The 7,530-nt window shown below is 75.7% G+C and carries 7 protein-coding genes; 4 read left to right on the top strand and 3 right to left on the bottom strand.

Going from position 1 to position 7,530, the window contains the following annotated elements; genetic code table 11:
* Window positions 1-186: 186 nt before the first annotated feature.
* Window positions 187-1,092 (bottom strand): sucrase ferredoxin, encoded by a 906-nt coding sequence (locus ECOMGDLI_RS35595; protein WP_198955278.1) that lies wholly within the window; start codon window positions 1,090-1,092, stop codon window positions 187-189.
* Between the two features lie 94 nt (window positions 1,093-1,186).
* Here ECOMGDLI_RS35595 and ECOMGDLI_RS28800 point away from each other — a divergent pair, with 94 nt between their 5' ends.
* Both ECOMGDLI_RS28800 and ECOMGDLI_RS28795 read left to right on the top strand, forming a co-directional pair.
* Window positions 1,187-2,293: a DNA glycosylase AlkZ-like family protein gene (locus ECOMGDLI_RS28800; RefSeq protein ID WP_198955277.1), complete on the top strand. Its 1,107-nt coding sequence runs from the start codon at window positions 1,187-1,189 to the stop codon at window positions 2,291-2,293.
* Between the two features lie 123 nt (window positions 2,294-2,416).
* Complete coding sequence (locus tag ECOMGDLI_RS28795) at window positions 2,417-3,358, top strand: ribose-phosphate pyrophosphokinase (RefSeq protein WP_088320278.1); 942 nt, start codon at window positions 2,417-2,419, stop codon at window positions 3,356-3,358.
* 102 nt (window positions 3,359-3,460) lie between these two features.
* Here the strand turns inward: ECOMGDLI_RS28795 and msrA are convergent, their stop codons facing one another.
* Together msrA and ECOMGDLI_RS28785 are read right to left on the bottom strand one after the other, a co-directional pair.
* Complete coding sequence (msrA, locus tag ECOMGDLI_RS28790; RefSeq protein WP_088320280.1) at window positions 3,461-4,105, bottom strand: peptide-methionine (S)-S-oxide reductase MsrA; 645 nt, start codon at window positions 4,103-4,105, stop codon at window positions 3,461-3,463.
* A gap of 204 nt (window positions 4,106-4,309) precedes the next feature.
* Window positions 4,310-5,842, bottom strand: a complete 1,533-nt coding sequence (locus ECOMGDLI_RS28785; protein ID WP_088320277.1) for a PLP-dependent aminotransferase family protein — start codon at window positions 5,840-5,842, stop codon at window positions 4,310-4,312.
* A 61-nt stretch (window positions 5,843-5,903) separates the two neighbouring features.
* Here ECOMGDLI_RS28785 and ECOMGDLI_RS34970 point away from each other — a divergent pair, with 61 nt between their 5' ends.
* Together ECOMGDLI_RS34970 and ECOMGDLI_RS28775 are read left to right on the top strand one after the other, a co-directional pair.
* A complete protein-coding gene (locus ECOMGDLI_RS34970) occupies window positions 5,904-6,599 on the top strand; it encodes a YitT family protein (RefSeq protein ID WP_158221196.1) in 696 nt (231 codons plus the stop codon).
* Window positions 6,600-6,768: 169 nt separating this feature from the next.
* Window positions 6,769-7,530, top strand: a 762-nt coding sequence (locus tag ECOMGDLI_RS28775) for a hydrogenase (protein ID WP_088320279.1), incomplete at its 3' end; no start/stop codon positions are given.

Here is a 7,530-nt window from a genome sequence, read left to right as displayed (position 1 = left end):
GCAGCGGCGGCGGTCTCGGCGGCCTTCGCGGCGCGGCGTCCGGCGCGCTCCGCCGCTGCCTCGGGGGTCACGGTGCGCTTGCTGCTCTTGCGTGCCACGGGGGGCTCCTTCGGTGGTGCACCAGTGATCCGTCGACCCTACGTCACCGAGGTGAACGGGCCTGTTCGTCTCCCGGCCACCGAAGGGTCAGACCGTGTCGACCGTCACGGACCGCCACGCGCTCGCCGGCTCCGGGGCCTTCCCGCACGAGGCGGGCCGCGGCGGGAGCGGCTCCTCGGCGACCACGACCCGCCACGTCGTCGCGCCGTCCGCCGTCGTGTGCTTCCAGGTGCTCGCCCGGCCGCCGCCCGGTTCGGTCGCCTCGTCGAGCAGGGTCAGGGCGGCGAGCCGGTCCTCGTCGAGGTGGTCGCGCAGGGCGGCCTCCGCGGCCTGGGCGGACGGTGTCCGGTGCAGCGCCCCGCGCAGCAGGTGCCGGACGATGCGGCCATCGCCGTGCGCGCGGACGAGCGCCGCGGCGTCCGCGGTCCCGACCCGGCCGTAGACCAGGCCCGCCGCGAGGTCGAGCGCGACGCCCGCGAACCGGTGCCCGCCGGAGTGCGAGATCTCCCAGGTGCCGGCCGGTTCGAGGGCGGCGAAGGCCTGGGCGAGCGGGCGGCCGAGCCGGGCGCAGCAGGCGTCCCGGGTGCCGTGCGTGCAGATGCCCCACACCGGGCCCGGGTCGGTCCAGCCCGCGGGTGCGGACGGGGCCGCGGCGAGCCCGGCCCAGTCGAGGTCGAGCAGGTCGGCCGGTGCGTCGAGGGTCGTGGTCGCCGTCCAGCCGCCCGGGCCGTACCGGGCGAGGACGACGGCCGGCCGCTGCGGCGCCCCGCGCTCGCCGGCACCGGGCCGCCGTCCGAGGACGACCCGGACCCCTGCCCCGTCGGTGAGCGCCGCGAGCGCCGCCCCTGCGCCGTCGCCCGGCCACGGCGCGTCGAGCACGGCCTCCCGGCCCCACGGCCCGGGGTGCTCGACGAGTGCCCACACGGGCCGGTGCGGCGCGGTCCCGGCGAGCGGCTCGGCGGCCGCGCCGTCGACGCAGAAGATCCCGTTCACCGGCACAGTCCATCAGCCGGGTGCGCGGGGCCGGCGCGCGGGTGCGGCGACGGACGGTCGGGCGCCGTCGGAGCGCCGGGCTAGCCTGCCCGGGGTGACCGCACCGCACCGGCTCAGCCGGGCCGACGCGCGCCGGGTCGCCGTCCGGGCCCAGCTCCTCGAGGCCGACCGTCCGGCGGACCTCGTCGGGCTCGTCCGGCACCTGACGTTCCTCCAGCTCGACCCGACCGCGTCGGTGGCGCCCAACGCCGACCTCGTCGCGTGGAGCAGGCTCGGTGCCGGCTACGCGCCGGCCGACCTGCGCGCCGCGCTCGACCGCCGCGACCTCGTCGAGCTGGAGGCGCTCGTCCGGCCCGCGGAGGACGTCGCGCTCTTCGCCGCCGACATGGCCGACTGGCCCGGCCGCGGCGAGCTGCGCCCCTGGCAGTGGGACCGGATCGCGTGGGTCGAGGCCAACGACGCGTGCCGGCGCGACATCCTCGCCCGGCTCGGGGCCTCGGGACCGCTGCTCATGCGCGACCTGCCCGACACGTGCGCCGTCCCGTGGCGCTCGACGGGGTGGACCGACGGCCGCAACGTCGAGAAGCTCCTCGGCGCGATGGTCGCCCGCGGCGAGGTCGCCGTCGCCGGCCGGCAGGGCCGCGAACGCCTGTGGGACCTCGCGTCCCGGGTGTACCCCGACCTCCCCGCGATCCCGGCCGAGGAGGCCGCCCGGCAGCGCGACGAGCGCCGGCTGCGGGCGCTCGGCATCGCGCGGGCCAAGGCTCCCGAGCACCCGATGGAGCCCCAGCACGTCGGCTCGGCCGGCGAGCCGGCCGTCGTCGAGGGGGTCAAGGGCACCTGGCGGGTCGACCCGGCCTACCTCGACGCGCCCTTCGCCGGCCGGACGGCGCTCCTGTCACCGTTCGACCGGCTCGTCCACGACCGCAAGCGGGCCCTGGAGATCTTCGGGTTCGAGTACCAGCTCGAGATGTACAAGCCCGCGGCGCAGCGCCGCTGGGGCTACTTCGCGCTCCCGGTGCTCCACCAGGACCGGCTCGTCGGCAAGATCGACGCCACCGGTGACCGCGCCGCGGGGGTGCTGCGGGTCGACGCCGTCCACGAGGACGTCCCCTTCACGAAGGCGATGACGGCCGCGGTGCGCGCCGAGCTGAGGAGCCTGGCCCGGTGGCTGGGGCTCGCGCCGGCGCTGCCCGGGTGACACGCTTCCGACAGGAGACGCTTCCCGATCTTCGGGTACGTCGCGGTCGGGGCTGAGGGCCGCGCCCGCCTCGCCCCCACCTACGATGGCACCGCCCACCGATCACTACCTGCGGGGACTGGTGTGAAGGACATCGTCGTATTCGGCGGCAGCGCGCATCCCGAGCTGACCGCCGAGCTCTGCGAGCACCTGGGGGTCGCGCAGAGCGGCGTGCGGGTCAGCCGGTTCGCCAACGACTGCCTCGAGGTGCAGCTCCAGGCGAACTGCCGCGAACGGGACGTCTTCCTCGTGCAGCCGCTCGTCGCGCCGACGCAGGAGAACCTCGTCGAGCTGCTCCTCATGTGCGACGCGGCCCGCGGGGCCTCGGCGGCGCGGATCACCGTCGTCATGCCGCACTACGCCTACGCCCGGTCGGACAAGAAGGACACCCCGCGCATCTCGCTCGGTGGCCGGCTCGTCGCGGACCTGCTCAAGACCGCAGGCGCCGACCGGGTGCTCGCCGTGACGCTGCACTCGCCGCAGGTGCACGGCTTCTTCTCGGTCCCCGTCGACCACCTGCACGCGCTGCGCGAGCTCGCCCAGCACTTCCGGCAGTACGACCTGAGCCGCACCACCGTCGTCTCGCCCGACCTCGGCAACGCCAAGGAGGCGGCCGCGTTCGCCCGGATGCTCGGCGCGCACGTCGCGGCCGGGGCCAAGCAGCGCTTCCCCGACGACCGGGTGCAGATCAGCGACGTCATCGGCGAGATCGCCGACCGCGACGTGATCATCCTCGACGACGAGATCGCCAAGGGCAGCACCGTCCTGGAGCTGCTGCGGATGCTCCGCGACCTCGGCCCGCGCTCGATCCGCGTCGCGTGCACCCACGGCCTGTTCTCCACCGACGCCCTCAAGCGCCTCTCCGAGCAGGAGGACGTGCTCGAGATCGTCTGCACGAACACGGTCCCCATCCCGCCCGAGCGGGTCACCGAGAAGCTGCGGGTGCTCTCGATCGCGCCCGCGCTCGCCGAGGCGGTGCGCCGGATCCACAACGGCGAGTCGGTGAGCGCCCTCTTCGACGCCTGAGCACGCCGTCCACGACGACGGGGTGACCTCCACGGCCTGCTGCCGCGGAGGTCACCCCGTTCGTGCGGTCCGGCCGCCCGGGGCGGCCGGATCGATGACCGGTCAGTCCGTGGACGTCACGCCCAGGCCGATCGGGCAGCTGACCCCGGTGCCGTGGTCGGGGCAGTAGCCCCACGGCACCTTGTCGAGGTACTGCTGGTGGTCGCCCTCGGCGTAGTAGAACGGCCCGGCCTCGGCGGCGGGGCGGCCCTCGGTCGTGATCTCGCCGAACCGCTTCTCCGACAGGCGCTTCTGGTACGCCTCGCGGGTCGCGCGGTAGGCGGCCTCCTGCTCGGGCGTCGTCCAGAACACCGCGGAGCGGTACTGGGTGCCGAGGTCGTTGCCCTGGCGGAAGCCCTGGGTCGGGTCGTGGTGCTCCCAGAACGTCTGGAGCACCTTCTCCGTCGAGACCTTCGCCGGGTCGTACGCGACGAGGACCGTCTCGGTGTGCCCGGTCCGGCCGGTGCACGTCTCCTCGTACGTCGGGTGCTTCGTGAAGCCGCCCTGGTACCCGACGGCGGTCGTCACGACGCCCGGGAGGTTCCAGTACGCCTTCTCGGCGCCCCAGAAGCAGCCCATCGCGACGTAGATGACCTGGGTGCCCTCGGGCCACGGGCCCTCGAGCGGGGTGCCGAGCACGGCATGCCGCGCGGGGACGGGGAACGGCCGGGCGTCGCGGCCCTTCAGGGCGTCCTCGGCGGTGACCATCGTCGTCTTCAAGCGCGAACCGAACACTGCGATCTCCTGCCTCTCACAACTCCCGCCGCATCGGCGGGCAACGGTGCCAACACGCCCGGCCGCCGGGTGGTTCCCGGCGACGGGTGGGCGCCCCCGTCAGTGTCGCCCGGGGGCCGCACCGTTACACCTCGGAGCCGGTCCGCCGCCCGGCCGGCAGGTCACGGCGCCGCCGGGTCACAGCGCCGCCGGGCCCGCGCCGGCCGGGACGGCGCCCGCACCCGCCGCGCCCGGCACCGCGCCGCCGTGCCAGGCCTGCGCGAGCAGCCCGACGGCGGCGACGAGGTCGGCCTCGGGACGGGCGAACGGGATCCGCAGCCGGGACTCGAACGCACCGTCCGGGCCGAACCGGGGCCCCGGCGTCACGGTGACCCCGAGATCCCGCACCGCTGCGGCGAGCGCGCTGCTGCGCGGCAGGGGCAGCCGGCACCACAGCACGAGGCCCCCGGCCGGCATCGGCGCCTCCCACTGCGGCAGCCGCTCGGCGAGCGCGCCCCGCAGCGCCGCGCAGCGGGCGGCGACGAGCGCCCGCCGTTGCGGCAGCAACGTGTCGACCACGTCGAGCAGGTGCGCCGTCGCGAGCTGCTCGACGAGCGGGGAGGCCAGGTCGTCCGCGGCCCGGGCGACCGTGAGCCGCTGCACGAGCGCGCGGTCCGCGCGGACCCAGCCGACCCGCAGCCCGCCCCAGAACGTCTTGCTCGACGACCCGAGATGGACGACGCCCGCGCCCTGCCCGGGTCGCCGCCCTGCCCCGAACGGTGCCGGTGCGACGGCCCCCGGGCCGCGCAGGTCGAGGTCCGCGGTCGTCTCGTCGACGACGACGAGGCAGCCCGCGCGGGCCAGGACGTCCGCGAGCCGCTCCCGGACGTCGTCCGTCATGAGGGCGCCCGTCGGGTTCTGGAAGTCCGGCATGAGGTAGGCGGCCCGGGCGCCGGTGCTCCGCAGCGCCTCGGCGGCCGCGTCCGGGTCCCAGCCGTCCTCGACGGGCAGCGCGACCGGCCGGGCGCCGGCCCGCCGGACGACGTCCAGGGCGAGCGGGTACGTCGGGCTCTCGACGAGCACCCGGTCCCCGCGGGTCACGGTCTCGCCGAGCACGAGCCGCAGCCCGTGGATCGCCCCCGAGGTCACGAGCACCTCGTCGGGGGCGGTCGGCAGGCCGCGGGCGGTGTACCGGGCGGCGACGCGCTCGCGGAGCACGTCGAGCCCGGCGGTCACGTAGCCGTGGCCGGGCAGGTAGCGCGGCAGGTCGGCGAGCGCGGCGACGTACGCCGCGTGCACCTGCGGCGGTGCCTCGAGGGCCGCGCTCGACAGGTCGCCGCGGCCGTCCGCGGTGCCGCGGCGGCCGGTCGTCGTCACCGGCCAGGGCAGCGCCGCCGGGTCGCCGGCCGGGGGAGCGGGTTCGTTGGGCAGCGCGGTCCAGGTGCCTGCGCCCTGCCCCGCGGCGGCGAAGCCGGCCTCCCGCAGCGCCCGGTAGGCGGCGGTGGTCGTCGTCCGGCTCGTCCCGGACGCCGCCGCGAGCGCCCGCTCGGACGGCAGGACGGCGTGCACCGGCAGCCGGCCGTCGAGCACGAGCAGCCGGAGCCGGTCGGCCAGCGCCTGGTAGCCCGGGACGCCGGGCCGGTCCTGCCAGCCGGTGAGGAGCGGCACGAGCTCGCGGACGCCGACCCGGCGGGCCGGTCGGGCGGCGGCGGGGGCGGCGGCATCGGACATGCAGCCACTGTCCGCGAGGTGGCTATGGAAAGCAAGGCCACTTCTCGTCGACCCTGGACGGGTGAGCGCAACCCCCGACACCGCCCGGAGCGACCGGCCGGACACTCCCGCCCGCACGGCCCGCCGCCGGCCGGACCGCCTCGGCCGCCGCCTCGTCCAGCTCTACGCGGGCCTGGCGCTCTACGGCGTGAGCATGGCCTTCTTCGTCGAGGGTGCCCTCGGCGTGATGCCGTGGGACGTCCTGCACCAGGGCCTCGTCCGGCTCGTCCCCGTCTCGCTCGGCACGATGACGATCCTCGCCGGCGCCGTCGTCCTGCTGCTGTGGATCCCGCTGCGGCAGCGGCCCGGGCTGGGCACCGTGAGCAACGTCGTCGTCATCGGGCTCGTCGTCGACCTCGCGCTCCGGGTGCTGCCGACCCCGGGCCCGCTCGTGCTGCGCGCCGTCTTCGTCGCCGTCGGGGTCGGCCTCAACGCCGTGGCGACCGCGGCCTACATCGGCGCCCGGTTCGGCCCCGGTCCGCGGGACGGCCTGATGACCGGCCTGGTGGCCCGTACCGGCTGGCCGGTCCGGGTGGTCCGGACGGCGATCGAGGTGTCCGTCGTGGGCCTCGGCTGGTTGCTCGGCGGCAACTTCGGCCCGGGCACCCTGCTCTACGCGCTCGCCGTCGGTCCGCTCGTGCAGCCCCTGCTGCCGCTCCTGCGGGTCGCGGGTCCGGAACCGGCGGGGCGCGCGGACGCTCCGGCGGGTCGCTCGTAACGGTCCTGCCGCGTCCCGGCCCTGTCCAGGGAGCGGTCACGGTCTCTCACCTCCGACCCGGCCGTCCCGGCGACTATGCGTGACAAGCCGATTACGCAGTGGTTATCTGGCGGTCGCTGCGGTCGCTGCGGTCGCTGCGGTCGCTGCGGTCGGTACCGGGAGGTAGGACATGGCAACACTGCTCTGGCTCGAGGGCGGGGCATGCAGTGGCAACACGATGTCCTTCCTCAACGCCGAGGAACCCACGGCCGTCGACCTCGTCACGGACTTCGGCATCGAGGTCATCTGGCACCCCTCGCTCGGCATGGAGCTCGGCGAGGCGGCCCAGCAGATCATGCGCGACTGCGCCTCCGGCGCCCGCCAGGTCGACATCCTCGTCTTCGAGGGTTCCGTGCTCACCGGTCCGGACGGGACCGGCCGCTACGACATGTTCGCGGAGCGGCCGATGCAGGAGTGGGTCGCGGAGATCGCGCCCCGGGCCGGTGTGGTCGTCGCGGTCGGGGACTGCTCGGCGTGGGGCGGCATCCCGGCGATGCCGCCGAACCCGACGGACGCGATCGGCCTGCAGTACCTCAGGGGCGAGCGCGGCGGGTTCCTCGGCAAGGACTTCACGAGCGCGATGGGTCTGCCCGTGGTGAACATCCCGGGCTGCCCGGCGCACCCGGACTGGATCACCCAGGTCGTCGTGGCGCTCGCCGCGGGCCGGGTCGGCGACATCGCGCTCGACGACCTGCAGCGGCCCAAGACGTTCTTCTCGTCGTTCACCCAGACCGGGTGCACGCGCGTGCAGTTCTTCGAGTACAAGCAGTCGGCGATGGACTTCGGCCAGGGCACCCGTACCGGCTGCCTGTTCTCCGAGTTCGGCTGCCGCGGCTCGATGACGCACTCGCCGTGCAACCGGATCCTGTGGAACCGCCAGTCCTCCAAGACC

The organism is Kineosporia sp. R_H_3 (genome assembly GCF_002198675.1).
Lineage (GTDB): Bacteria > Actinomycetota > Actinomycetes > Actinomycetales > Kineosporiaceae > R-H-3.
Note: the sequence above shows the minus strand (reverse complement) of the source record. Positions and strands in the feature narration are given on the sequence as shown.